Consider the following 25,594-nt stretch of genomic DNA (forward strand, 5'->3'; position numbering starts at 1 on the left):
CCCCCATGACGCTCTCCCCCCGTGAGACATCTCCCGGGCCCGGTGGACGCGGCGAACCGGACGGGTCCGCCGCGTCCACCGGATCCGCTGAGTCATTGGTACTGCACACCACTGACAACGGGGTGGCGTGGCTGACCCTCAACCGGCCCCAGGCCCTCAACGCCATCACCCCTGACCAGCGCGAACACTTGATTTCCCACTTCGCGCGGGCCTCGGCCGACCCGGCCGTCCGGGCCGTGGTCCTCACCGGCACCGGCCCGGGTTTCTGCGCGGGCGCCGACCTGCGGACGGTGCCGGGAACGGCCCTCACCGACCGCGCCCCCGGCGATGTGGCCCGGACGATCCGGGACGGCGCCCAGCGGCTCATCGGCGCGGTGCTGGACTGCGAGAAGCCCGTGATCGCGGCCGTGAACGGCACGGCCGCCGGGCTCGGCGCGCATCTCGCGTTCGCCTGCGACCTGGTCCTGGCGGCGGAATCGGCCCGTTTCCTCGAGGTGTTCGTGCGCCGGGGGCTGGTCCCCGACGGCGGCGGCGCGTATCTGCTGGCCCGCCTCGTGGGTCCGCGCCGGGCGAAGGAGCTGATGTTCTTCGGCGACGCGCTCTCCGCCACCGAGGCGGAACGTTTCGGACTGGTCAACCGCGTCGTCGCGGACAAGGAGCTGGACGAGATGGCACGGGCGTGGGCCCGGCGGCTCGCCGACGGCCCGACCCGTGCCCTCGCCCTGACGAAACAGCTGGTCAACGCCTCGCTCGACGCCGATCGCGGCACGGCGTTCGCCGCCGAGGCGGCCGCGCAGGAGATCAACGCCACGACGGCGGACGCGGCCGAGGGCCTCGTCGCCTTCCTCGAACGCCGGAGCCCCGCGTTCCGTGGGCGGTGACCGCCATGGCCGCCGGCTCCCCCACACGGGGTACCGATCTCACACGCCATCAGTTTCAATGGGGGCCATGATGGGACACGCCGGTATGGCGGACGTCGCCCTGCGCTATCTGCGATCGGCCGGCTCACCCGCCCCGGCCGCCCCGCGCCTTCCCCCGCTCCCCCGCCCGGCCTTGCGGGCCGTACGAGCGGACGAGCCTCCTCCGCCGCATACGGAGGACTTCCGGACGGTGCTGGGGCATTTCGCCAGCGGAGTCACCGTGATCACGGCGCCCGGAGCGGACGGCGAGCCTCCGGCGGGCTTCGCCTGTCAGTCGTTCGCCTCGCTGTCCCTCGACCCGCCCCTGGTCGTCTTCATGGTGGGCCGTACTTCCACGACCTGGCCCCGCGTGGCCCGTGCGGGGGTCTTCTGCGTCAACATCCTGGGCTCCGGGCAAGGAACCCTCTGCCGAGGTTTCGCGGTGAGCGGCGCGCAAACGGCCGACAAGTTCGCCGGAGTTCCCCACACGCCCGCTCCGGCGACCGGTTCGCCCAGGATCGAGGGCGTGCCCGCCTGGGTCGACTGTGTGATCCACGCGGTGCACACGGCCGGGGACCACCTCATCGTCGTGGGGCGTGTGGCGGCCCTGGGGGAGGACGAGAACGCGGCGAGCGCGGGTCCCCTGCTGTTCCACCGGAGCGGCTTCGGCACCTTCGACGCGTTCGGGACGTACGACGAGCGGGCGTCCCGCCCCTGACGGGCGCGTCCGCCCGGTCGCGCCCCTGCGGTCACTTCTCCCTGTGCCTGTTCTTGTGCTTGACCACCTTCGTCAGCACATAGCGCTTGCCGGAGCCCGGCTTGCCGATCTCGTGGAAGATCCGCGGCTCCTTCTCCGTACCGATGACGCTCCAGTCGCGGGACAGCTCGCAGGAGCTGATCCGCATGGAGACGCCCTGTACCCGGCCGCCGTCCTTGACCGGCGTCCAGGTGCCGGAGCCGTCGCAGTCCTTGGGCCGGTCCTTGCCCGTGCCGTCCCAGATGAAGTTGTCGAGCCCCTCGGCGATCGCGTTGCCGTCCGAGTCCAGTTTGACCGTGCCGCCGCGGCCGTCCGTCCAGGTGCCGGCGAGATCCGACCTGGTCAGGCGCGGCGGCTCGTACACGCTCACCAGCCCCGTGCCGTACGCCCCGGCGCCGAGCGCGCCGACGACCAGCCAGGCCAGCAGTCCGTCACGCGTGACCCGGCGAGCCACGCTGCCGGACCGGCTTTCACGGACCCTGCGGGCGGCCGCCCGGCCGGCCAAGGCGGCGGGCACCAGGACGACCGTGAGGGCCCCCCACCAGATGGGGTAGCTGAGCGGCCGCGCCAGGGAGAGGCTGCCGAGCGCGGCCACGCCGCCGAACACGACGACGGCCGCCGCGGCGACGGCGGTCGCGGCCCCGGCGGTCCACAGCGCGCTGTCGCTCCGCTTCCGGGCGCGTGCCGTCCGCCGCGCCAGCGTCAGCGCGGGCATGACGGCGGCGGCGGTGACGAAGCCGCTGAGCAGCACGGTCAGCAGCAGGGCGCCGAGGGCCACGGCGGCGATCAGGACGGGCCCCTTGGGGAGCCCGTCGTGCTCCCGGGAGAGAAGGACGAGCACACCGGCCGTCGCGGCGACGACGATCTCCGCGCAGAGCGTGGCCATCGAGGCGCAGAACGCGGCGCCGAACCCGTCGTCGCGCGGCGCCCGGTGCGGCGCTGCGCAGCACGGCCCGGACGCGGCGTCCGTCGCCTCGTCCGGCGCCTCTTCCGCTATCGGGTGCGGCTCAGCCTGCTGTGTCATGTCAGCCCCTCTCTCCAAGAATGATTCCCCCAGAGGCCGCGAGGTTCCGTTCCGGCTTGCCCTGGATCCGGGCCTGAACGGCACGAAAGGCACGGGCCAACCCCACACTCAGGCGACGGCCCGCGCAAGACCCACGACGGGGATCACATGGAGGACGACCGGCTCACCGGTCGAAGGAGAGGACGCCCCGGGCCACCGCATGGTTGTTCATGTCGTCCATGGCCTGCGCGAACTCCTCGACGGGATGGATCCGGCCGACGAGTTCGTCGAGCATCAGGCGACCCTCCCGGTACAGCCGGGCGTAGAGCGCGATGTCGTGCTGCGGCCGGGACGAGCCGTAGCGGCAGCCCAGGATCGACTTGTCCAGATAGAGGGACGAGACCGGGAACGACGCCTCCGCGCCGAGGGGCGGCACGCCCAGGAGGACCGCCTGGCCGTGCCGCCCGAGGAGGTCCACGGCTTGCCGGACGAGCCGGACGTCGCCGACGCATTCGAAGGCGTGGTCGGCTCCGGCTGGCAGGACTTCCCGGACGGCGGCGGGGACGTCGCGGCCGGCGGAGGCGTGGACGAAGTGCGTGGCGCCGAGGAGCCGGGCCGTCTTCTCCTTCGCGGGATTGGCGTCGACGGCGACGATCGGGGCGGCACCGGCGATCCGGGCGCCCTGCAGCACGTTGAGGCCGACCCCGCCCGCCCCGATGACGAGGACGGACTCGCCCTGGCCCACGCGGGCGCGGTTGAGGACCGCGCCGACGCCGGTCAGGACCCCGCAGCCGAGGAGGGCCGCCGGGACCAGCGGGACGTCGTCGGGAATCCTGACGGCCTGGACGGCCTTGACGACCGTCCGCTCGGCGAAGACGGACGTGGCCGCGAAGTGGAACAGCTTCTCCCCGTTCCGCCGGAAGGGTCTGCCGGGCCTGCCGAAGGCGGCGCGGCACATGGCCGGCCGCCCCCGGTCGCAGTCGGCGCAGGCGCCGCAGGAGGCCAAGGTGGACAGAGCGACGTGATCGCCGGGTGAGACGTGTGCGACGCCCGGTCCGACGGCCTCGACCACGCCCGCACCCTCGTGTCCGAGGACCACGGGGAGGGGATGCGGGATGGTGCCGTCGACGACCGCGAGATCGCTGTGGCAGAGGCCGGCCGCGGCGACGGCGACGAGCACCTCGCCGGGGCCCGGGTCCCGTACCTCCAGGTCGTCGACGAAACGCGGCCGCTCGCCGTCGAAGATGACGCCTCTCATCAGTGGTGATCCTCTCCGGGGCAGGGCTCAGGACGGCCAGACGACCGACTGGAGTTCGCTGTACGCGTCGAGGGCGAACGAGCCGCCGTCGCGGCCGATCCCGCTCTCCTTGAACCCGCCGAAGGGCGTCTCGGGGTGTCGCTGGACGGTGTTCACGCCGACGTTCCCGCTGCGGAGCCGGGCGGCGAGGGCCCAGGCGCGGCCGGCGTCGGCGCTGAAGACGTAGTCGTGGAGGCCGTACGCGGTGCCGTTGGCGATACGGACCGCCTCGTCCTCGTCGTCGAAGACGAGCACGACCACGACGGGTCCGAAGATCTCCTCGCGGGCCACGGCCATGTCGGGGGTGACGTCGGTGATGAGGGTGGGGGCGACGTAGAAGCCCGGGCGGACGGCGGGGCGCGTGCCGCCGACGACGATGCGGGCGCCCTGGTCACGGGCCCCGGCGATGTGGGCCTCGACGCGGTCGCGCTGCTCGGCGGAGATCAACGGGCCCACGATCGTGGAGTTATCCACAGGGTCCCCGACGATCAGTGACCCGGCGTAATGTCTGAGACCGGCGACGACCCGCTCGTACAGCGACCGGTGGACGAGCAGTCGGGTCGGCGCCGTGCAGATCTGCCCACTGTGGAAGGACCAGACCGAACCGACCGCCCCGACCGCCGACTTGATCACCGCCTCGTCGGCGTCCTCCAGGACGATGGCCGCGCCCTTGCCGCCCAGCTCCATCAGGGTGCGCTTCATCGACCTCCCCGCGGCCTCGGCGATCTTCTTTCCCACCGCGCTGGAACCGGTGAAGCTGATCATGTCGACGCCGGGGTGCGCCACGAGCGCCTCCCCGGCTCCCGCGCCCGAGCCGGTGACCACGTTGAACAACCCGTCGGGAAGCCCGGCCTCGCGGCACAACGGGCCCAGCTCCAGGCAGCAGAGCGGGTCCTGCGGCGCCGGCTTCGCGACGACCGCGTTGCCCATGGCCAGGGCGGGCGCGACCTTGCCCGCGAGATTGACGAGAGGGAAGTTGTAGGAGGTGATACAGCCGACGACGCCCACGGGGCGGCGCACCGCGGCGGCGCCGAGCAGGCCGCCGGGTGCGAGGGGGCTCGCCCTGACGGGGCGCGGCGCGAGCGGGACGACGTGCGGTTCCGTCGCGCCCCGCGCGTACCGGTGGAAGCGTTCGGAGGCGGTGGGGAGTTGCATGGCCGAGGTGACGCGTGTCGTCGAGCCGGTCTCGGCCTGGAGGAGGGGCGCGAGCTCCTCGCTCCGCTCGGTGATCAGATCAGCGATCCGGTCCAGTACGGCCGCGCGCTCGCGCGGTCGTGTACGGGACCAGCCGTCCTGCGCGGCCCGCGCGGCGGCCACGGCGTCGGCGACTTCGGCGGGAGTCGACTCCGGGGCCTCCCCGACGACCTTCTCGGTCGCCGGATTGACAACTGGATAGTGCCCTTTTTCCGGCGCGCGCCAGGCGCCGGCGATCCAGTGCCCGTACTCCGTCATGTCCGTGCCTCCTTGGGCAGACCGAGTACGCGCTCGGCGATGATGTTGCGCTGGATCTCGTCCGAGCCGCCGTAGATGGTGTCGGCTCGACTGAAGAGGAACAGGCGTTGCAGGGTGTCCAGCCGGTACGGGCTGTCGGCGCTCCAGGGGTCCGGCCCCAGGGTGGCGGGGGCGCCGCGCACTCGCATCGCCAGTTCACCGAGCCGCTGGTGCCAGCCGCCCCACAGCAGCTTGGCGACGCTGGGCGCCCCGGGGGTGTCCGCGGCCCCCAGGGTCCGCAGGGCGTTCCAGCGCATGGTCTGGAGTTCGGCCCATTGCCGTACGAGCCGGTCCCGTACCGCCGGCTCCTCTGCGGCGCCGGTCTCCAGGGCCAGGCGGACCACTCGCGCCAGTTCGGCCGCGAAGCCGATCTGCTGGACGAGGGTGGACACTCCGCGTTCCCTGGCGAGGAGCCCCATGGCGATCCGCCAGCCGTCGCCCTCCCCTCCGACGAGGTGTTCGGCGCCGGCCTCGGCGCCGTCGAAGAACACCTCGTTGAAGTCGGCGGTCCCGGTCAGCTGGCGGATCGGCCGGACCTCGACGCGGCCGGGCTGGTCCATCGGCACGAGGAGGAAGGACAGTCCGTGGTGGCGCCGTGAGCCCTTGGTGGTGCGTGCGAGGACGAAGCACCAGTCGGCCTCGTGGGCGAGGGAGGTCCAGATCTTCTGTCCGTCGATCCGGTAGACGCGTCCGCCGTCGGCGCGTGTGGCGGTGGTCCGGACACCGGCGAGGTCCGAGCCCGCGCCGGGTTCGCTGTAGCCCTGGCACCAGATCTCCTCGCCCCGGGCGATGGCGGGGAGGAAGCGGGCGCACTGGGCGTCGTCGCCGTGGGCGAGGAGGGTGGGCGCCAGGAGGTTCTCGCCCAGGTGGCCGAGGCGGGCGGGCGCTCCGGCGCGGGCGTACTCCTCGGCCCAGACGACCTGCCGGGTCAGGGAGGCCGTGCGGTTGCCGTGGGTGCCGCGGTGGGGGCTCCAGCCGAGGCCGATCCAGCCGCCGGTGCCGAGTTCGCGTTCCCACGCGCGGCCGGGCGCGGGGTGGCCGTCATCGTCCTGGTGCCGGGCCGTGTGTCCGGGCAGGTGCTCGGCCAGCCAGGTGCGAGCCTCCTGACGGAAGGCCTCGTCCTCCGGCCCGAATGCGAAGTCCATGGCGTCACGCCCCTCCCTGCGCGGTCCGCCGCGTCACGCGTTGGGGCGCCGGCCGGCGGCGGCCGCGTCGGCCATGTCCCGGAGCCGGTCCAGCAGGGGCATCGGGTCGACGCCGATGGTCTCCGGGAGGGCCTCGGCGATCCGTTCGGGGGTCCAGCGGCCCTCGGCGTAGGCGGCGCGCAGTTCGCGGGGCTGGGCCCAAACGGCGATCTTGGGGCCGGCGACGGTGTAGACCTGGCCGGTGACGCCCTGCTCCCGGGCGCGGTCGCCGAGCAGGTAGACGACCAGGGGAGCCACGTCCTCGGGCTCGCCGATCTCCTTGAGTTCCATGGGGACGCCGGCGGACATCCGGGTGCGGGCCACGGGCGCGACGCAGTTGGCGGTGACGCCGTACTTGTGGAGCCCCAGGGCGGCGCTGCGGACGAGGGAGATGATCCCGCCCTTGGCCGAGGCGTAGTTGGCCTGGGACACGCTTCCCTGGTGGTTGCCGCTGGTGAAGCCGATGAGGGTGCCGGAGCGCTGCCGGCGCATCACGGCGGAGGCGGCGCGGAAGACGGTGAAGGTGCCCTTCAGGTGGGTGGCGATGACCGAGTCCCACTCCTCCTCGGTCATATTGAAGATCATGCGCTCGCGGAGGATGCCCGCTCCGCAGACGACGCCGTCGAGGCGGCCGTACCGGGCGGTCGCCGTGTCCACGATCCGCCCGCCTCCGGCCATGGTGGAGACGTCGTCCGCGACGGCCGTGGCCTCGCCTCCGAGGGCCTCGATCTCCTTGACGACGGCGGTGGCGATCTCGCTCGAGGGCTCCTCGCCCGCCACGGACACCCCGTAGTCGTTGACGACGACCCGGGCGCCCTCGGCGGCGCAGGCCAGGGCGACGGCCCTACCGATCCCCCGTCCGGCGCCGGTGACGGCGATCACCTTGCCTGCCAAGAAGTTCCCCACGGTGTGGCCCCTCCCGCAGTTTCTGACGGTCCGTTAGATTTTTGGGCAGCACGGGCGCGAGCACAAGCCCCGCGGCCGAAGCCGCGGCGGAGCCGCACAGCCGCCATCCGGGAGGACATCCATGCCGCTGCCGTCCGAGTTCTACGAACTGGCCAAGCGACTTAACAACTGGGGTCGTTGGGGCGAGGGTGACGAGATAGGCACGCTCAACCTCATCACCGACGAGGTGGTGCGCGAGGCCGCCGCGACCGTGACCGTCGGCAGGCGGGTACCGCTCGCGCTGCCCCTGCACCAGAACGGCGTCCAGACGGGCGTGATCCCCGGCAGGATCAACCCGCTGCACACCATGGTGGCGATCAACGTGGAGCTGTTCGGGCCGGGCACCGTGGCCACCAGCGACGACATCGTGACCATGGGGCTGCAGGCCGGCACGCACTGGGACGGGCTCTCGCACGTCTCCCACGACGGGAAGCTCTACAACGGCCGCCCGGCGGAATCGATCACCGCCCAGGGCCGCTCGGCCTTCAACGGCGTGGAGAAGGCCGGGCACATCGTCTCGCGCGGCGTACTGCTCGACGTCGCCCGCGCCAGGGGCGTGGACCGGCTCGACGGCGGCCACGCCGTCACGCCCGAGGACCTGGAGGCGGCGGAGGAACTGGCCCGGGTCACGGTCCGGCCGGGCGACATCGTGCTCGTCAGGACTGGACAGATCCAGCGGTTCCTGGCCGGCGACAAGCACGCGTACGCCCACCCCTCCCCCGGTCTGTCGATCCGCACGCCCGAGTGGTTCCACGCCCGCGACGTGGCCGCCGTCGCCAATGACACCCTCACGTTCGAGATCTTCCCGCCGGAGATCACGGACCTCTGGATGCCCGTACACGCGCTCGATCTGGTGGAGATGGGGATGCCTCAGGGCCAGAACTGGAATCTCGAGGAACTCTCCGCCGTGTGCGCGGAAGAGCGGCGCTACGCCTTCTTCCTGGCGGCCATGCCGGAGCCGTTCGTCGGCGGGACGGGAACGCCCGTGGCGCCTGTGGCGATCTTCTGACGACGGCGCCCGGGCGCGGGCAGGCTCCCGGGGCAACGGGTGGGCGGCGGCGCACAGATGCGCACCCCGAGCACGGCACCGTGCGCCGCCAACCAGCTCCGGCGCCTCAGCCCTGTCGTCGCGCCGGATCGCGACCCGCACTCGCCAAGGCAGCCCAGGACAGCCGGACCTCTCGACGTCCCCTCGCAACGAATCGCTGCATCCAAGGGTGATCACGTGACCACTTCACGTCAACACCTGGTCTGGACTTTGTCGACTACGCCCGATTTGTCGCGGCGTGTTGTGGCTCGAAAGCACTACTCCAGCAGGGACCGCCGCGGTCGACCTCGCACCAGACACGCTTGCCGGTGCCCTCGCGCTGCCAGCCCCAGCGGTCGGCGAGTCCGTCCACCAACTCCAGACCCCTGCCTCCCGTGTCACCGCCCTCGGCCCACCGCCGCGCCGGCGGCCGGGCGCTGATGTCGGCCACCTCGACCCGGACCGTGCCGGGCCGGGCGCCCGACGCCCGTCCGGCGGGGCTCGCGGCGCCCGGCAGGAGCATCCGCAGGACGGCCGGACAGCCGGTGTGCACCACGGCGTTGGTGACCAGCTCCGAGATCAGCAGGATCAGCGTCTCGGCCAGGGGCTCGTCGAGCCCTATCCCGCACCCGGCGAGCCGCGACCGTGCCCACCTACGGGCCCGCCCCACTTCCGAGGGGTCGGCCCCCACCTCGATCTGCACCTGAAGCACCTGCACCGCTCACACCATCCGAACCGGCGGACACAACGCCTCGCTGCCTGACGGGATCACACAGCGTGACCCCCTTCGGCGAAAGCATGGTTGACCTACAGTCACCCCGACAAGCGCTTCGGGCATATTCCGGCGCGAAGGAGTGCGCCTACTGCATACTGTGCGACGCGCGCTTGAGGGGCTCGGACACCGGGGCGTTCCCGCCTCCGGGCCGACAAGGACGAAGGGCGGTTCCCCGCCCGGCACCGCTTCTTCGGCGGGACCGGATTTATTGCGCCCTTGAACCACTCGCATCTCACGGAGAGTACCCGAAACTCGGCGCGACTCCATACGGTGACGAGTTACGCGAAGAACACAACTCGATATCGACGCAGCGTGATCATTCAGGGCGGCAAGGGCGGCATTTCGACCGGGGCCGATTACCCCGCGTCATTCGAATGGTTCGCGATTTTCTTCGGGCGATTCTCCCGGCGCGGCGAGCAGGGCCCGGGCCAGCGACTCCTCGGCGTCCTCGGTCGGCCGCCAGTGCGCCCGCCTCAGCCAGGCCCGCTTCAGGTGGAGATGGACATCCGCTTCCCAGGTGAAGCCCATGCCGCCATGCAATTGCAAACAGTCGCGGGCATTCCGCACGGCCGCCTCGTCCGCCAGCAGCCGGGCTCCGGAGATATCGATTTCAGTGGCCCTGAGTGACGCCGCATATACGCTTACGCGTGCGAGTTCCGTACGGGCGAGCATTTGCGCGCACAGGTGCTGCACGGCTTGGAAGGCACCGATCGGGCGCCCGAACTGTCTCCGGTTCTTCGCGTGGGAGACGGCCATGTCCAGAGTCCGGCCCGCACTCCCGAGTTGCTGCGCCGCGGTCAGCAGCGCCGCCTCCCGAAGGAGGCGAGCGACATCATCCCCGGCGAGCCCGCCGCCTCCGCCGCCCGCGCCCGGCAAAGCCCGCGTCCCCTCGGGCATCGACACCACGTGATGGAGGGGCGTCGTGGGGTCCACCGACCGCACTGGGCGGCCCGTCAGGACGCTCGGGCCGTGACCGTCCGTCACCTCCAGCACCCTGAGACGGCCACGGTCGCCGTCCAGGACGAGCACGACATCGGCCATGGCGAGGTGCTCGACCATGCCGGGCCCCTCCAGGGCTGTCACGACCGTCTCGCCCTCGGCGACGCCGGGGATCAGCCCGGCCGCCAAGTGGGTGGCGACGAGCGGACCGGGGAGCAGATGGCGGCCCGCCTCCTCGAAGAGGAACACCGACTCGGGCAGGCCCAGGCCGGCTCCACCGTCTTTCTCCGCGAGTCTCAGGGAGAAGAATCCGCACTTGCCCAACTCCCGCCACAGTGACCGGTCGAGAGTGGCTTCCGGCACTTGGGCATCGGCGGCCTCCCGGAGTTTCTCCCGGGGGAATCGCGCCGACAGAAGTGTCCGCATTCCCGCGATCAGCGCGCGTTGGTCATGGCTCGGCCGGAAGTCCATGCCCTTGGGTCACCGCCCCTTGGGAAGGCCGAGGACGCGCTCGGCGATGATGTTCCGCTGGATCTGGGAGGTACCGGCGGCGATGGTGTAGGCGAGGGACGTGAGGCGCCCGGTGGTCCACTCGTGATCGGCGTCCAGGGCGAGCGGCCCCAGAACATCGGCGGCCGCGTCGTAGAGCTCCTGTCGTGCGTGGGAATAGCGCAGCTTGAAGACGGAGGCACCGGCACCGGGCACCCCGTCGCCGCCCGCGCGCAGCGCCGCTTCCGCCTCGCTCGTATTCCACTGGACGAGCCGCCACAGCGCGCCGAATTCGGCGTTGAGGCGGCCGAGTCGGCGCCGTAGGGCGGGGTCGTCCCAGCGCCCGTTCTCCCGTGCCTCACGGGCCAGCCGCACGAGGGTGCGGCGGCAGGCGACGACTTCACCCGCGAAGGCGGTGCCGCGCTCGTAGGAGAGCGTGATCATGGTGACGCGCCAGCCGTCGTTCTCGGCGCCGACGCGATGGGAGAGCGGCACGCGCGCCCCGTCGAGGAACACCTCGGCGAACTCCGCCGACCCGGCGAGGGTCCGCAGCGGGCGGACCGTCACCCCGGGGGCGTCCATGCGCAGGGCGAGCCAGGTCAGGCCCCGGCGGCCGGAGTCCGGAGGGCCGGTGCGGACGAGCAGTTCGCACCAGTCGGCGACCTCGGCGTGCGAGGTCCAGATCTTGCTGCCGGTGACGACATAGGCGTCGCCGTCACGGACCGCGCGGGTGCGCAGGGAGGCCAGGTCGGAACCGGCGTCCGGCTCCGAGAAGCCCTGGCACCACACCTCCTCGCCGCGCAGGATGGGCGGGAGCCACCGGGCGCGCTGGGCGGCGGTCCCCTCGGTCGCGATGGTGGGGCCCGCGTGGAGGAGGCCGACGAAGTTGGCGCCGACATAGGGGGCGCCCGCCCGTTCGGTCTCCTCCAGGAAGATCAGGTGCTTGCCGGGTAGGGCGCCACGGCCGCCGGCGTCGGCGGGCCAGTGCAGGCCGGCGTATCCGGCGTCGTACAGCGCCCGTTGCCAGGCGCAGTCGTAGGCGCGGCGGGCGGGCCAGTCGTCCGGTGACGGCTTGGGGGGCAGCTTGGGCAGCGTCGCGTCCAGCCAGGCGCGGAGCCCCCGGCGGAACTCCTCCTCTTCGGCGGTGCGGTCGAGGTCCACCGGGCTCAGCCCCCCGGTTTGTCGAGGTCGAGGTCGGGGTCGGGACCGAGGTCGAGGTCAAGACCGAGCATGCGGATGGCGTTGCCGCGCATCAGTTTGCGGACGGTCTCCTCGTCGAGGCCCCGCACGTGGTCGAGAGCCACTTCCTTCGTGTGCGGCCACGTCGAATCCACGTGGGGGTAGTCGGTCTCGAAGGTGGCGTTGTCGCGGCCGACCGTGTCGAGTGAGTCGATGCCGTGTTTGTCGCGGAAGAAGCAGCAGTAGATCTGCCGGTAGTAGTACATCGACGGTGGCTCGGGGATCAGGTCGCGAACGCCGCCCCAGGCGCGGTGTTCGCGCCAGACGTCGTCGGCGCGTTCCAGGGCGTAGGGGATCCAGCCCATCTGCCCTTCGCTGTAGGCGAGTCTCAGGCGGGGGAAGCGGACGAGGACGCCGCTGAAGAGGAAGTCCGACATCGAGGCCATGGCGTTGTTGAAGGACAGAGTGGCCTGGACGGCCGGGGGCGCGTCGGGGGAGGCGGCGGGCATCTGGGAGGAGGACCCGATGTGCATGCACACCACCGTCCCCGTCTCCTCGCAGGCGGCGAAGAACGGGTCCCAGTAGCCGGAGTGGATCGACGGCAGGCCGAGGTACGTCGGGATCTCGCTGAAGGTCACGGCCCGGACGCCGCGCGCCGCGTTGCGCCGGATCTCGGCCACGGCAAGTTCCACGTCCCACAGCGGGATCAGGCACAGCGGGATCAGCCGGCCGCCGCTGTCGCCGCACCACTCCTCGACCATCCAGTCGTTGTAGGCCCGCACACAGGCCAGCGCGACCTCCTTGTCCTGGGCCTCCGCGAAGGTCTGGCCGCAGAAGCGCGGGAAGGTCGGGAAGCACAGGGACGCCTCGACGTGCCCCAGGTCCATGTCCGCCAGCCGCGCCTTCGGGTCCCAGCACCCCCGGCGCATCTCCTCCCGCGTGATGCCCTCCAGGGTCATCTCGTCCCGTGAGAAACCGACGGCCGCGATGACGCGCTTGTACGGGAAGCGGAGGCCCTCGTAGACCCACCAGTCGGTAGGGGGCCCGTCCGGGTCCATGGTGACGCGGTAGGTGCCCCCGACGTACTCCAGCTCCCCGATCCCGGCGGTCAGGGAGCGCGGGCCACGGTCGCGGTACTTCGCCGGCAGCCAGGTCTCGAAGAGATGGGCCGGCTCGATCACATGGTCGTCGACGCTGACGATGCGCGGCAGCTCCATGGGTGCCCCTTCGCCAAATCTGACACTCCGTCAGTTCACTAGGAGGCTAGCCCTCGCCCCCTGGACCGACAAGGCGCGACCGCCTACGCTCCGGCCCTGGTATGACATACCGTCAGGTCGAGAGGCGCTCTCATGCGGAACGGCACCGACGCCCGGGAACTGGCGGCCTCCCGCACGCTCTGGGAGCTCCTGGAGCGCCGCGCGGAGCTCACCCCGGACGCCCTCGCGCTCGTCCAGGCCGACGAGCCCGCGCGGGAGGCACGGGACGGGGCGCCCGGCGGCGACCGGCGGGTGACCTTCGGCGGGCTGCGCTCCCGCGCCGAGCGCGTCGCCGCCTGGCTCCACACCTTCGGCGTGGGCCCCGGGAGCCGGATCGCCTGGCAGCTGCCCACCCGCGTCGAAACCGTCGTCCTGGCCTTCGCGCTGGCCCGGCTGGGCGCCGTCCAGAGCCCCCTCGTACCCGCCTGCCGAGACCACGAGGTCGGGCACGCGCTCAGGTCCGCCGGAGCCGAGTACTTCGCCGTCCCCGGGCTGTGGCGGGGCTTCGACCACACACCGATGGCCCACCGCGTCGCCCTGACGCTGCCCACGCCGCCCCTGGTGTTCCTGGCCCACGACGCCCTCCCCGAGGCCGATCCGGCGATCCTCCCGCCCCCTCCGGCCGACGGCACGGCCGTCCGCTGGATCTTCTGGACGTCCGGCACCACGGCGGGCCCCAAGGGCGTCCTCCACACGGACCGCGCCCTCGTCGCCGCCGGCGCCTGCCTCGCCGACGCGCTCCGGCTCACCCCCGACGACGTCGGCTCCATGGCCTTCCCCTACGCGCACGTGGCCGGGCCCGAATACACCGTCGCACTGCTCCTGCGTGGCTTCCCGGCGCTGCTCGTGGAGCACTTCTCGCTGCCCGGTTCGCTCGCCGCCTACCGGCGCCACGGTGTCACCGTGGCGGGCGGCTCGACCGCGTTCTACGCGATGTTCCTCGCCGAGCAGCGCAAGAACCCCGCCCGCAGGCTGCTCCCCACGCTCCGGCTCATGGCCGGCGGCGGGGCGTCCCGGCCGCCCGCGCTCCACCACGACGTGGTCCGCGAACTGGGCTGCCGGCTAGCCCACGGCTACGGGATGACCGAGGCACCGATGATCACCATGGGGTGCCCGGACGACCCCGAGGAGAAGCTGGCCGCCACGGAGGGACGACCGGCCGCCGGCATGGAGGTCCGGGTCGTCGGCCGGGACGGCGCGCCCGTACCCACCGGTGCGGACGGGGAGGTACGGCTGCGCGGCGAGGCCGTCTGCCGGGGCTACCTCGACCCGGCGCAGACGGCCGAGGCGTTCGACGAGGACGGCTTCCTCCGCACCGGGGACCTCGGCCGGCTCACCGAGGACGGCCACCTCGTGCTCACCGGCCGGGTGAAGGACATCATCATCCGCAAGGGCGAGAACATCTCGGCCCAGGAGGTCGAGGGGTTCCTCCACGACCACCCGGGCGTCGAGGACGCCGCCGTCATCGGTCTGCCCGACGCGCTGCGCGGGGAACGCGTCTGCGCCGTCGTCCAGCAGCCGGCGGGAGCCCGGCCGCTGACCCTCGAAGCCGTCACGGCCCATCTGCGCGCCGCCGGACTGGCCGTGCACAAACTGCCCGAGCAGTTGGAGCTCGTCGACGCGCTGCCCCGCGACGACACCCTGCACAAGGTCCTCAAGAAGACGCTGCGCGAGCGCTTCGCCGACTGAGCGACGCCGAGCCCGAGCCCAGGCCCGAGTCCCGTCCGAGCCCGAGCCCGCGCCCGGGTCTGGGTCCGAGCCCGGCCCCGGGCCCACGTCCGTCGCGTGGTCAGCCGGAGGCCCGGTACGTGGCCATGGCCTGGTCGAAGAAGGTGTCCACCGACCGCTGCTCGTCCATCGGACCGCGCACCTGGAGCAGGTGATAGCGGTCGCCCAGGATCATCGCGGCGTTGCGCACGTAGATCTGGCGGCCGCCGCTGTCGTTCCAGTGGAACGTGCCCTCCGCCGTCGCCGTCCCGCCGACGTCGACGCGCCGCAGGCCGGAGGAGCCCGACCAGGACGAGGCACGGTACGGGGCCAGTTCGGGCTCCTTGTCCTGCTGGTAGGCCATGGGGTCGCCGCCGAACTCGGCCACCGTGTCCCGGCCCGGCACCACGATCAGCTCGTAGTCCCCGCCGGCGTAGACGACCTGGCCGCGCGCGTTCTCGCCGCGCCGCTGCCAGTCCTCGGCGACGGCCACGGCGAAGCCCTTGGCGTCCTTGCGCAGGGCGAAGCCCTTCGCGGCACCGGAACCGGCACCCGCACCGACACCGTCGGTGGAGGCTCGGCCCGCCGTACCGGCGGGGGCGGAGCCGCCCGGCGCGGCGCTCAGGGCACCGGCCGCGCCCGTGCGGTCCGCCGGAGCGCGCCCTGTGCCCTCCTCCGCGCGCGGCATGAACAGCACCGCGTACAGCACGGCCCCGACGAGGGCGAGCAGGATCAGGCCGAGCAGCAGCCTGCCCAGCCGCAGCGGGGAGGCCGTCGCGGGCACGCGCTCCTCCCGCAGATGGCCCGTGGTGTGGAGGCCGCTCCTCTCCTGCGCGCGGGGCGGCTCCCCGCGCCGCTCGGCCGCCGTCCGCTTGTGCCGCCCGTGGGCGTTCTCCGGGGCCTGGGCGGCCGCAGCGCCCCGGGCGGACGCGCGGACGCGCCGCCCTCGGACCAGCTCGCCGCGTCGGCGGACGACCGGAAGCCGACGCGGATCGCCGGGGGCGGGGGCCCCGATCGACGGGACGGTGACGGTCCGGCTGCCGAGCTCGGGCTCCGGGGCCGACCGGATCAGCGAACGGAGCCAGCCGCGGAGCTCCTCGAACTCGGGCCGCTCGGCGGGATCCTTCCGCATCAGCGACTCGACGACCGGGCGCAGCGCGCCGCACTCCTCGGCGTACGCGGGCGGTTCCGCGCAGACGACCTGGACGAGCTCGGCCGTGCTCTCCTCGGGGTAGGGCGCGTGGCCCTGGACGACGCGGAAGAGCAGGGCGCCCAGGGCCCACAGGTCGGCGGCGGGGCCGACGGGGGGCGCGAGCTGCCAGTTCTCCTGCACCGGCCAGGCCTGTTCGGGCGCCCAACGCTCGGTGACGGCGCCCACCACGACCATCCGCGCCTGCCGGGCGCGCTCGGCGGCGAGCGCGTCGGCCGGACCCTTGGGGTGCCCCCAGCCGTTCGAGGACCGCCCCGGCGAGGCCGGCGACGAACCGTTGGCGGGCCCGCCCTGACCCTGCACACCCTGCCCTGGCGCGGCGGCCCCACCCTGAGCGGATACGCCGGGCTGAGCACTCCGGCCCGGCGCGCCGGGCTTGCCTTGGGCGGATACGCCGGGCCGCCCGCCCTGCCCCGGCATCCCAGGACCGCGCGCGCCACCGGCACTCGTCCCACCGGCACCCGCCGCGCCGCGCACCAGGCCGTCCGGGGTCCAGGGACGGGTGGCCCCCGGGGCGGGGGCGCTGCCGCTGGACGCGTTGCCGCCGCCCCAGGTGGAGGCGCCGGCGGCCGGGCGGGCGGCGCCTTCGGCCGCCGCGCGCGCGGCGGCGCGGGCTGCCGCGTGGTAGGCGGCGATCGCACCGGAGCGGGCCGCACGGGCGTTCCGGGCCTCGTCCGGCTCGCCCCCCGCGCCGTGGGGCTCGGCGGCGCCCGAGGACGCGGTACCGCCCGTCGTACCACCCGTCGCGGCGCCGCCGCCCTGCCGGGGGACGCCCCCGGCGCGCGGGCCCGGGCCGCCGGGAGCTCCGCTCCCCGGCCCGTACGGCGAGGGGCGCGGCCGCTCTCCCCGGGCCGCCGTCTCCGGGACCGGGTCGTAGCCGCACAGCGCCTCCTCGGCCGCGCCCGCGGCGAGGCCGGTGAGGATGGCACGGCCGTCGTCGCAGATGAGGACGGTCCGGGCGGTGATGTTGCGGTGGGTCCAGCCCTGGGCGTGGAGGGCGCGCAAGGCCGTGAGGACGTCGGCGGCCACCTCGGCCGCGCGGTGCGGGGAGAGCGTGCGCTCGGCGAGCAGGGCGGCCAGCGGGCGGGCGGAGACGAGCTCGCTGACGATCCAGAGGCTGCCCGCCTCGGCGAAGACGTGGAAGACCTGGTCGAGCCGGGGGTGGTCCGGGATCTGCGCGGCGGCGGTGGCGGCCACCAGCGCGCGGCGCACCGCCGGGTCGCCGGGCCCCGAGGGCGTACGCCGCGCCCCCGTGCCTCCGGTCGCCGGCCCGGCCGGGCCCCGGGCGGCGCCCGGGCCGTGGGGTCCGTCCAGGACCTCCGCCTCCACGACCTCCGGCAGCGGGACCTGCCGGACCAGGACCTCCTGGCCGCTGTAGGTGTCGAACGCCCGGGTCTCCACGAGCTCGAACGCCTCGGACGGGGGCAACGGCAGACGGTAACGGTCGGCGAGCACCCGGCCCGCGTAGTCGTCCACGACGCCTCCCCACTCGTGCGATCCGCCGTCGCACGGCCGCCCCCGACACCCCTCGACACACCCCGAGGCCCACCGAGGCACCCCGACCCGAGGCACCCCGGTGCGCCGACCGGCAGTCAGAACCGGTCGTTCAGCGGTGCCTTGCGGCGTATCGCGACTGCGTACGGTCCACGACGACTCACGATACGTGCCGAACCCGCCCCTTAGGGCGCGTACGGCTCAGTACGTCCCCACCAGTCCGGCCCGGTATGCGCGCGTGTCCCTCCCGTCCCGGGAGCTCACACGGCGTCACACGGCGTCACACGGCGACGCGCGCGCCGGCGCGCGTCAGTTCGCGCGCGAGAAGCCGTCCCGGCCGCCCCGGCCACCGTGGCCGTCCGGGGCGGTGTACACCGGTGCGGTCGAGACGATCGCGGCCTTCTTGTGCTTCGTGGACGAACCGTCCTTGCCGCTGTCGTCCTTGCCGCCGCTCACGGCGATGGCGATCACCGTGCCGATGACGGCGAGGACGACCACGACCGCGGCGACGAGCAGCACGCGACGCGGCACGATGTCCATGAGCGAGGCGCGGCCGTAGGTCGTGCCACGGGCGTCGCGGGCGCCCCTGGCGCCGGCGGCGACGCTGCCGACCCGCAGCCTGACGGGCTGCCCGGCGCCCTCGGGCTCGGCGGTGACGGACGAGCCCGTGTCCGCGTCCCGCAGGGGCCGGAAGGCGCCCCGCGACGGCACGGACGGCGAGCCGGACGCCCCACCGGACAAGCCTCCGGCCCGGGAGGACGGCGCCGACGAGGAACGCGAACCCGCTCCGGCGGAGGACGCGCGGGACGACGAGGAGGACGCGGCGGCCGAGGATCCCGTCGGCCCCGAAGAAGCCGGGCCCCGGGACGCCGACGCGGACGACCGGCCGTCGTCGTAGCCGTACCCGCCGCGCTCCTTCTTCGGCCGCGCCGGAGCCGCCGCGCGGACCGGCTTCTCCGGTATGGACGGCACGGCGATGGCCTGGGTGGCCTCCAGGTCGGGCTGGGGCTCGGGCGGCTTGGGCAGCCGCTCGTCCGGGGCGTTGACGGCGTCCGTCAGCAACGCCCGCGCCCCCGCCTCGTCCAGGCGCTTCTGCGGGTCCTTGGCCAGCAGCCCGTACATGACCTCCGCCAGCGGGCCGGCGTTGCGCGGCGGCCCCAGGGGCTCGGTCATGACGGCCGTGAGGGTCGCGATCGCGGACCCCTTGTCGTACGGCGGGGCGCCCTCGACGGCCGCGTACAGCAGGCCGCCGAGCGACCACAGGTCGGCGGGCGGGCCGGGCTTCTGGCCGCGGGCGCGCTCGGGGGATATGTACGAGGGGGCGCCGACGAGCATGCCCGTCGAGGTGACCGACGGGTCGCCCTCGACCTGCGCGATGCCGAAGTCGGTGAGGACGACACGGCCGTCGTCCGCGATGAGGACGTTGGAGGGCTTCACGTCGCGGTGGAGGATGCCCTCGCGGTGCGCGGCGCGCAGCACGTCGAGGACGGCGAGCCCGACCTCGGCGGCCCGGCGCCACTTCAGCGGCCCGTCCTCGCGGATGACGTCGGCGAGCGAGCGGCCTTCGATGAGCTCCATGACGATCCACGGACGGTCGTCCTCGTGGACGACGTCGTAGACGGTGACCGCGCCGGCGCTGCGGATCCGGGCGATGGCCTTGGCCTCGCGCAGCGTGCGCGTGATCAGGCGGCGCTTCTCGTCCTCGTCGATGTTGGACGGGAAGCGCAGCTCCTTGACCGCGACCACGCGGCCCAGGGTCTCGTCCGTCGCCCGCCAGACCGTGCCCATGCCACCGCGCCCGAGGACGTCCCCGAGGCGGTATCGCCCGGCGAGGAGGCGCCCTGCCGTGCCCTGCGTCTGCTCCGCCTCCGACATGCGTCCCCTCTGGCAATCAGCTCTGCGACCAACCGACCCTGGCAGAGGGACCATTGTCTCTCATCCGCGGACCAGCGGAAGGCCAGGGTCCGAGAGCCCTGGTGAGGAGCGCGTGCCGACGCGCGCCGGGGCGGTGCCGAGGACGACGGGATGCGGTGGCGTCGTCGCCCGCTCCCCTGAACAGGACCTGTCACTCCCACAGGACACGGTTGGGCGACGGGCGGTTCCCGAAGCTGCCGGGCTGTCACACACCGCTCATGAGCGCATCGCGTACCTGTAAAGGACACGCATGCCCCTGTAAAGGACACGCATGCCCCTGTAAAGGGCACGTATGCCCTCGGACGGCCCGTCAGACCGGCTGGATGTCCGGCGCGCCCAGCCGGGCCGCGTCCGCCGTCAGGTCGTCGGGCTGCCGCTGCGACTCGCGCTCGGCCTCCACGCGCTTCTCGTAGTGCTCGACCTCCTTGTCGACCTGGGCCGCGTCCCAGCCCAGCACGGGCGCGATCAGCTCGGCGGCCTCGCGGGCGCTGCGCGTGCCGCGGTCGAAGGTCTCGATCGAGATCCGCGTCCGCCGGGTGAGGACGTCGTCGAGGTGGCGCGCGCCCTCGTGGGAGGCGGCGTAGACGACCTCCGCCCGCAGATAGTCCTCGGCGCCGCCCAGCGGCTCGCCCATCGCGGGGTCGGCGGTGACGTAGGAGAGCACCTCGTCCACCAGCGAGCCGTAGCGGCTGAGCAGGTGTTCGACCCGCGCGACGTGCAGCCCGGTGCGCCGGGCGAGCTGGGCGCGCCCGTTCCACAGGGCCTTGTACCCCTCGGCGCCGACGAGCGGGACGTCCTCGGTGACGCAGTCGGCCACCCGCTGGGCGAGCCCGTGCACGGCCTCGTCGACGGCGTCCTTCGCCATCACCCGGTAGGTGGTGTACTTGCCGCCCGCCACGACCACCAGCCCCGGCACGGGGTGGGCCACCGTGTGCTCGCGCGAGAGCTTGCTGGTCGCGTCCGACTCGCCGGCCAGCAGGGGGCGCAGCCCGGCATAGACGCCCTGGACGTCGTCGCGGCTGAGCGGCACGGCGAGCACCGAGTTCACGTGCTCCAGCAGATAGTCGATGTCGGCGCTGGAGGCGGCGGGGTGGGCCTTGTCCAGGTCCCAGTCGGTGTCCGTCGTGCCGATGATCCAGTGCCTGCCCCAGGGGATGACGAAGAGCACGCTCTTCTCGGTACGCAGGATGAGCCCGGTGGTGGAGTGGATCCGGTCCTTGGGGACGACCAGATGGATGCCCTTGGACGCCCGCACGTGGAACTGGCCGCGTTCGGCGATGAGCTGCTGGGTGTCGTCCGTCCACACCCCGGTGGCGTTGACGATCTGTCGGGCGCGGATCTCGAACTCGCCGCCCTGTTCCAGGTCCCGCACCCGGGCGCCGACCACGCGCTCGCCCTCGCGCAGGAAGCCCACGACCCGCGCCCGATTGGCGACGTCGGCGCCGTAGGCGGCGGCGGTGCGCACGAGAGTGGTGACGTAGCGCGCGTCGTCCATCTGGGCGTCGTAGTACTGGAGGGCGCCGACCAGCGCGTCCTTGCGCAGGCAGGGCGCGACCCGCAGGGACTTCCGGCGGGTGAGGTGGCGGTGGGCGGGCAGCCCTCTGCCGTGGCCCGAGGAGAGGGACATGGCGTCGTAGAGGGCCACGCCCGCGCCGGCGTAGAAGCGCTCCCAGCCTCTGTGCTGGAGCGGGTAGAGGAAGGGCACCGGCCTGACGAGGTGGGGGGCCAGCCGCTGGAGCAGCAGCCCGCGCTCCTTGAGGGCCTCGCGCACGAGGGCGAAGTCGAGCATCTCCAGATAGCGCAGCCCGCCGTGGATGAGCTTGCTGGACCGGCTGGACGTGCCGGCCGCCCAGTCCCGCGCCTCGACGAGGCCGGTCACCAGTCCGCGGGTCGCCGCGTCCAGGGCGGTGCCGGCGCCGACGACGCCCGCGCCGACGACGAGGATGTCCAGTTCCCGCTCCGCCATTCGGGCGAGAGCCTCGCCGCGCTCGGCCGGGCCGAGTGTCGCTGTCCTCACCACTGCCTCCCGCCTGGCCGCTCCCGCCGCCGCTGCCGCCACCGCTGCCGGGGGCCGCGCGGACGGAGCCGAGACCGAACGTCGTGACGCGTCCTGCTTCGATGCTGCCCCAGATCGGCCGTTCCGGCCGCGCCACGACCGCCTCCGGTCCGTCCGCCGCGACGCGGCCCCGGCGGACGTGACCCACAAATACCGGATAACAGTCATATATCCCCCTAAGCTGATGTACCGGGGCGCTTTATCCGGGTTCATCCGGAACCGGAACCCACCGGACACCGCCTCCGGACGTCGCCTCCGGGAAGGACCGCATCGCGCCATGCCCGCCATGCCCGCAGATCTCGCCGTCATCGGCCTCGGTCACCTCGGGCTCCCGCTCGCCCAGGCCGCCACCGCCGCCGCCATCCCCACCGTCGGCTACGACACCGACGCCCGCACCGTCGCCGAGCTCCGCGCCGGACGGCTGCCCCCGGAGGGCGCCGACGGCTTCACCGCGAGCCTGATCCGCCGCATGGTCTCCGCCGGCTTCCGCGCCACCACCGAGGACGCCGAGCTCGGCAGGGTCCGCACGGCCGTGATCTGCGCCCCCACCCGGCTGGGCGAGGACCGGGCACTCGACCTCGACGCCGTCGTCGCGGCGGCCCGCGCCCTCGCGGCCCGGCTCCGGCCGCACACCACCGTGATCCTGGAGTCCGCCGTCTACCCCGGCACCACCGAGGACCTGCTGCGCCCCCTCCTGGAGTCCGGCTCCGGGCTCCGCGCCGGCCAGGACTTCCACCTCGCCTACTCCCCCAGCCGCCTCGACCCCGGCAACCGCCGCCACGGCCTGGCCAACACCCCCAAGGTCATCGGCGGCCTCACCCCCGCCTGCACCGAGGCCGCCGCCGCCTTCTACGGGCGCATCTGCGAGAAGGTCGTCCGCGCGCGCGGCTGCCGCGAGGCCGAGGCGGTCAAGGTCCTGGAGACCAACTACCGGCACGTCAACATCGCGCTCGCCAACGAGATGGCCGTCTTCTGCCACGACATCGGCGTCGACCTCTGGGACGTCCTGCGCTGCGCGGAAACCAAGCCCTTCGGCTTCCAGGCGTTCCGCCCCGGCCCCGGCGTCGGCGGCCACGGCGTCCCCATCGACCCCAACTACCTCTCCTACAAGGGCCGCAGCCTCGGCTACCCGCTGCGCATGGTGGAGCTGGCGCAGGAGGTCAACGGACGGATGCCGCGCTACGTCATCCAGCGCTGCGCCACGCTCCTCAACGAGCACGGCAAATCCGCGCGCGGCGCCCGGATCCTGCTGCTGGGCGTCAGCTACAAGGCCGACATCGGCGACCAGGAGGGCTCACCGGCCCGCGAGATCGCCTCCCGGCTGATCGAGATGGGCGCCCTGCTCAGCTACCACGACCCCTACGCCGCCCAGTGGCGCGTCATGGGCCAGCCCGTGCCGCGCGCCGACTGCCTCTACGAGGCCGCGGCCGCCGCCGATCTGACGGTGCTTCTCCAGCACCACCGCACGTACGACCTCCAGGGGCTCGCGGTCAAGGCCCAGCTGCTGCTGGACACCCGGGGCGCGAGCCCCACCGGAGCGGCGCACCGGCTGTGACGCGCGCCCCGGCCGCAACACGCGCGCCGGGGCCGGGCGGGGCTACAGCCGGCCCGACAGCAGGCGCGGCTGGGCGTCCAGCACCGTGCGCATCGAGGCGAAGTTCTCCACGCAGCGGCCGGTGCCGACGGCGACGCAGTCGAGCGGCTCGTCCGCGACGAACACGGGGATGTCGAGCTCCCGGCTCAGCCGGACGTCCAGGCCGCGCAGCAGCGCGCCGCCGCCGGTGAGCACGATGCCCCGTTCCATGATGTCGCCGGAGAGCTCCGGCGGGGTCTCGTCGAGCGTCTGGCGCACCGCCATCACGATGGCGTCCACCGGCTCGCTGAGCGCGTGGCGGATCTCGTCGGCCGTCAGCTCCAGCGTCTTGGGCAGACCGCTGACCTGGTCCCGGCCGCGCACCGTCAGCCGGTCGCCGGGGCGCAGCCCCTGGGTCTCCTCCGGGTCGCCGCCGCCCGCCTCCGCGTAGCCGGTCGGCGAGGCCGAGCCGATGCTCAGCTTGATCTCCTCGGCGGTGCGCTCACCGATGGCGAGGGCGTACTCCTTCTTGACGTAGGAGATGATCGCCGCGTCCATGGCGTCGCCCGCCGTGCGCACCGAGCGCGCGGTGACGATCCCGCCCAGCGAGATCACCGCGACCTCGGTGGTGCCGCCGCCGATGTCGACGACCATGCAGCCGGTCGGCTCGCTGACCGGCAGCCCCGCGCCGATCGCGGCCGCCATCGGCTCCTCGACCAGGTGCACCTGCCGGGCACCGGCCTGCGACGCGGCCTCGATGACCGCCCGTCGCTCGACGCCCGTGATGCCCGAGGGCACGCACACCACGACGCGCGGGCGGGAGAAGCGGCGGTTGCCCATGACCTTCTTGATGAAGTGCCGCATCATCCGCTCGGCTATCTCGAAGTCCGCGATGACGCCGTCCCGCATCGGGCGGATGGCGACGATGTTCGAGGGGGTACGGCCGATGGTCTCCTTGGCCTCGGAGCCGACCGACAGCACGCTGCCGTCCTCGGCGTTGACCGCGACGACCGAGGGTTCGTTGAGCACCACTCCCTTCCCCCGGACATACACCAGCGTGTTCGCGGTGCCGAGGTCGATACCCATGTCCCTGCCGCTGAACGACTTGCTTTGCGCCATAAGTCGCCAGTATTCCCTACGATCGAATGCTTATACGGCGCTGACGTCGGGGGCAGGCCACGCAAGCGGCCATGCGGGGGGCATGCGGGGGGCCATGCGAAAGGCCCGGCCCGCCGAAGCGGACCGGGCCCTGGAAGACGAAGCGTCAGCGCTTGTCGTGCTGCGACGGGGCGACCGTCACCTCGACGCGCTGGAACTCCTTGAGCTCGCTGTAGCCCGTGGTGGCCATCGCGCGGCGCAGCGCGCCGAAGAAGTTCATCGAGCCGTCCGGGGTGTGCGAGGGGCCGAGGAGGATCTCCTCGGTGGAACCCACGGTGCCCAGGTTCATCCGCTTGCCGCGCGGCACGTCCTCGTGGACGGCCTCCATGCCCCAGTGGAAGCCACGGCCGGGGGCGTCGGTGGCGCGGGCCAGCGGGGAGCCCATCATCACGGCGTCGGCACCGCAGGCGATGGCCTTCGGCAGGTCGCCGGACCAGCCCACGCCGCCGTCGGCGATGACGTGGACGTAGCGGCCGCCGGACTCGTCCATGTAGTCCCGGCGGGCGGCGGCCACGTCGGCCACGGCGGTGGCCATCGGGACCTGGATGCCCAGGACGTTGCGGGTGGTGTGCGCGGCGCCGCCGCCGAAGCCGACGAGGACACCGGCCGCGCCCGTGCGCATCAGGTGGAGGGCGGCGGTGTAGGTGGCGCAGCCACCGACGATCACCGGGACGTCGAGCTCGTAGATGAACTGCTTGAGGTTCAGCGGCTCGGCGGCGCCGGAGACGTGCTCGGCGGAGACGGTCGTGCCGCGGATCACGAAGATGTCCACGCCGGCGTCGACGACGGCCTTGGAGAACTGCGCGGTGCGCTGCGGGGAGAGCGCGGCGGCGGTCACGACACCGGAGTCGCGGACCTCCTTGATGCGCTGCCCGATCAGCTCCTCCTTGATCGGGGCGGCGTAGATCTCCTGGAGGCGCTTGGTCGCAGCGGTCTCGTCCAGCTCGGCGATCTCGGCGAGCAGCGGCTCCGGGTCCTCGTAGCGGGTCCACAGACCCTCGAGGTTGAGCACGCCCAGGCCGCCCAGCTCACCGATGCGGATGGCGGTCTCGGGCGAGACGACCGAGTCCATGGGGGCGGCCAGGAACGGCAGCTCGAAGCGGTAGGCGTCGATCTGCCAGGCGATCGAGACCTCCTTCGGGTCGCGGGTACGGCGACTCGGGACGACGGCGATGTCGTCGAACGCGTACGCCCGGCGGCCGCGCTTGCCGCGCCCGATCTCGATCTCAGTCACGTGTGTG

At 73.2% G+C, this 25,594-nt stretch carries 19 protein-coding genes; 5 read left to right on the top strand and 14 right to left on the bottom strand.

The features are described 5' to 3' along the window. Positions 1 to 5: 5 nt before the first annotated feature. Positions 6 to 881, top strand: coding sequence for an enoyl-CoA hydratase/isomerase family protein (locus tag ACX9I7_RS11360; protein ID WP_189454668.1), 876 nt, complete (start codon positions 6 to 8; stop codon positions 879 to 881). A gap of 58 nt (positions 882 to 939) precedes the next feature. Next, positions 940 to 1,617, top strand: a complete 678-nt coding sequence (locus ACX9I7_RS11365) for a flavin reductase family protein (RefSeq protein WP_387568965.1) — start codon at positions 940 to 942, stop codon at positions 1,615 to 1,617. Positions 1,618 to 1,648: 31 nt separating this feature from the next. On the opposite strand, the gene ACX9I7_RS11370 is transcribed toward ACX9I7_RS11365, so the two are convergent. From ACX9I7_RS11370 to ACX9I7_RS11390, 5 genes are all read right to left on the bottom strand, one after another. Further along, positions 1,649 to 2,680 (bottom strand): hypothetical protein, encoded by a 1,032-nt coding sequence (locus tag ACX9I7_RS11370; RefSeq protein WP_387568967.1) that lies wholly within the window; start codon positions 2,678 to 2,680, stop codon positions 1,649 to 1,651. A 163-nt stretch (positions 2,681 to 2,843) separates the two neighbouring features. Continuing rightward, the gene (locus tag ACX9I7_RS11375) at positions 2,844 to 3,917 is read right to left on the bottom strand and encodes a Zn-dependent alcohol dehydrogenase (RefSeq protein ID WP_387568970.1); all 1,074 of its coding nucleotides are present in this window, start codon (positions 3,915 to 3,917) and stop codon (positions 2,844 to 2,846) included. Positions 3,918 to 3,944: 27 nt separating this feature from the next. Then, the gene (locus ACX9I7_RS11380; RefSeq protein ID WP_459387222.1) at positions 3,945 to 5,408 is read right to left on the bottom strand and encodes an aldehyde dehydrogenase family protein; all 1,464 of its coding nucleotides are present in this window, start codon (positions 5,406 to 5,408) and stop codon (positions 3,945 to 3,947) included. Next, positions 5,405 to 6,592 carry an acyl-CoA dehydrogenase family protein gene (locus ACX9I7_RS11385; RefSeq protein ID WP_459387223.1) on the bottom strand — a complete coding sequence of 396 codons (1,188 nt, stop codon included), beginning with the start codon at positions 6,590 to 6,592 and terminating at the stop codon, positions 5,405 to 5,407. The genes ACX9I7_RS11380 and ACX9I7_RS11385 overlap by 4 nt, the downstream gene beginning before the upstream one ends. Positions 6,593 to 6,625: 33 nt before the next feature. Further along, positions 6,626 to 7,537, bottom strand: a complete 912-nt coding sequence (locus tag ACX9I7_RS11390; RefSeq protein WP_459387224.1) for an SDR family NAD(P)-dependent oxidoreductase — start codon at positions 7,535 to 7,537, stop codon at positions 6,626 to 6,628. A 121-nt stretch (positions 7,538 to 7,658) separates the two neighbouring features. Between ACX9I7_RS11390 and ACX9I7_RS11395 the strand changes: the two genes are divergently transcribed. Beyond that, positions 7,659 to 8,585, top strand: a complete 927-nt coding sequence (locus tag ACX9I7_RS11395) for a cyclase family protein (protein ID WP_459387225.1) — start codon at positions 7,659 to 7,661, stop codon at positions 8,583 to 8,585. Positions 8,586 to 8,841: 256 nt separating this feature from the next. Here ACX9I7_RS11395 and ACX9I7_RS11400 read toward each other — a convergent pair whose 3' ends face one another. The 4 genes from ACX9I7_RS11400 to ACX9I7_RS11415 all read right to left on the bottom strand — a co-directional run bounded on the left by ACX9I7_RS11400 (position 8,842) and on the right by ACX9I7_RS11415 (position 13,202). Further along, on the bottom strand, positions 8,842 to 9,321 hold the full coding sequence (locus ACX9I7_RS11400; RefSeq protein WP_459387226.1) for an ATP-binding protein: 480 nt from the start codon (positions 9,319 to 9,321) through the stop codon (positions 8,842 to 8,844). Positions 9,322 to 9,744: 423 nt separating this feature from the next. Next, positions 9,745 to 10,788, bottom strand: a complete 1,044-nt coding sequence (locus ACX9I7_RS11405) for an acyl-CoA dehydrogenase family protein (protein WP_459387227.1) — start codon at positions 10,786 to 10,788, stop codon at positions 9,745 to 9,747. A gap of 9 nt (positions 10,789 to 10,797) precedes the next feature. Continuing rightward, positions 10,798 to 11,967, bottom strand: a complete 1,170-nt coding sequence (locus tag ACX9I7_RS11410) for an acyl-CoA dehydrogenase family protein (RefSeq protein ID WP_459387228.1) — start codon at positions 11,965 to 11,967, stop codon at positions 10,798 to 10,800. A gap of 5 nt (positions 11,968 to 11,972) precedes the next feature. Then, a complete protein-coding gene (locus ACX9I7_RS11415) occupies positions 11,973 to 13,202 on the bottom strand; it encodes an amidohydrolase family protein (RefSeq protein WP_387568992.1) in 1,230 nt (409 codons plus the stop codon). 132 nt (positions 13,203 to 13,334) lie between these two features. Here ACX9I7_RS11415 and ACX9I7_RS11420 point away from each other — a divergent pair, with 132 nt between their 5' ends. Further along, positions 13,335 to 14,930: a class I adenylate-forming enzyme family protein gene (locus ACX9I7_RS11420; RefSeq protein WP_459387229.1), complete on the top strand. Its 1,596-nt coding sequence runs from the start codon at positions 13,335 to 13,337 to the stop codon at positions 14,928 to 14,930. A gap of 100 nt (positions 14,931 to 15,030) precedes the next feature. Here ACX9I7_RS11420 and ACX9I7_RS11425 read toward each other — a convergent pair whose 3' ends face one another. The 3 genes from ACX9I7_RS11425 to ACX9I7_RS11435 all read right to left on the bottom strand — a co-directional run bounded on the left by ACX9I7_RS11425 (position 15,031) and on the right by ACX9I7_RS11435 (position 21,583). Then, on the bottom strand, positions 15,031 to 17,634 hold the full coding sequence (locus ACX9I7_RS11425; RefSeq protein ID WP_459387230.1) for a protein kinase: 2,604 nt from the start codon (positions 17,632 to 17,634) through the stop codon (positions 15,031 to 15,033). Positions 17,635 to 17,961: 327 nt separating this feature from the next. Next, positions 17,962 to 19,527: a serine/threonine-protein kinase gene (locus ACX9I7_RS11430; protein WP_459387231.1), complete on the bottom strand. Its 1,566-nt coding sequence runs from the start codon at positions 19,525 to 19,527 to the stop codon at positions 17,962 to 17,964. Between the two features lie 349 nt (positions 19,528 to 19,876). Next, positions 19,877 to 21,583: a glycerol-3-phosphate dehydrogenase/oxidase gene (locus tag ACX9I7_RS11435; RefSeq protein WP_358625921.1), complete on the bottom strand. Its 1,707-nt coding sequence runs from the start codon at positions 21,581 to 21,583 to the stop codon at positions 19,877 to 19,879. Between the two features lie 325 nt (positions 21,584 to 21,908). Between ACX9I7_RS11435 and ACX9I7_RS11440 the strand changes: the two genes are divergently transcribed. Next, the gene (locus ACX9I7_RS11440) at positions 21,909 to 23,177 is read left to right on the top strand and encodes a nucleotide sugar dehydrogenase (protein ID WP_358625923.1); all 1,269 of its coding nucleotides are present in this window, start codon (positions 21,909 to 21,911) and stop codon (positions 23,175 to 23,177) included. Between the two features lie 42 nt (positions 23,178 to 23,219). Here the strand turns inward: ACX9I7_RS11440 and ACX9I7_RS11445 are convergent, their stop codons facing one another. Both ACX9I7_RS11445 and ACX9I7_RS11450 read right to left on the bottom strand, forming a co-directional pair. Next, complete coding sequence (locus ACX9I7_RS11445) at positions 23,220 to 24,314, bottom strand: rod shape-determining protein (RefSeq protein ID WP_387569006.1); 1,095 nt, start codon at positions 24,312 to 24,314, stop codon at positions 23,220 to 23,222. A gap of 145 nt (positions 24,315 to 24,459) precedes the next feature. Next, complete coding sequence (locus ACX9I7_RS11450; protein WP_189454700.1) at positions 24,460 to 25,587, bottom strand: GuaB3 family IMP dehydrogenase-related protein; 1,128 nt, start codon at positions 25,585 to 25,587, stop codon at positions 24,460 to 24,462. Between the last annotated feature and the right edge of the window lie 7 nt (positions 25,588 to 25,594).

This window comes from Streptomyces sp. L500, assembly GCF_054551825.1.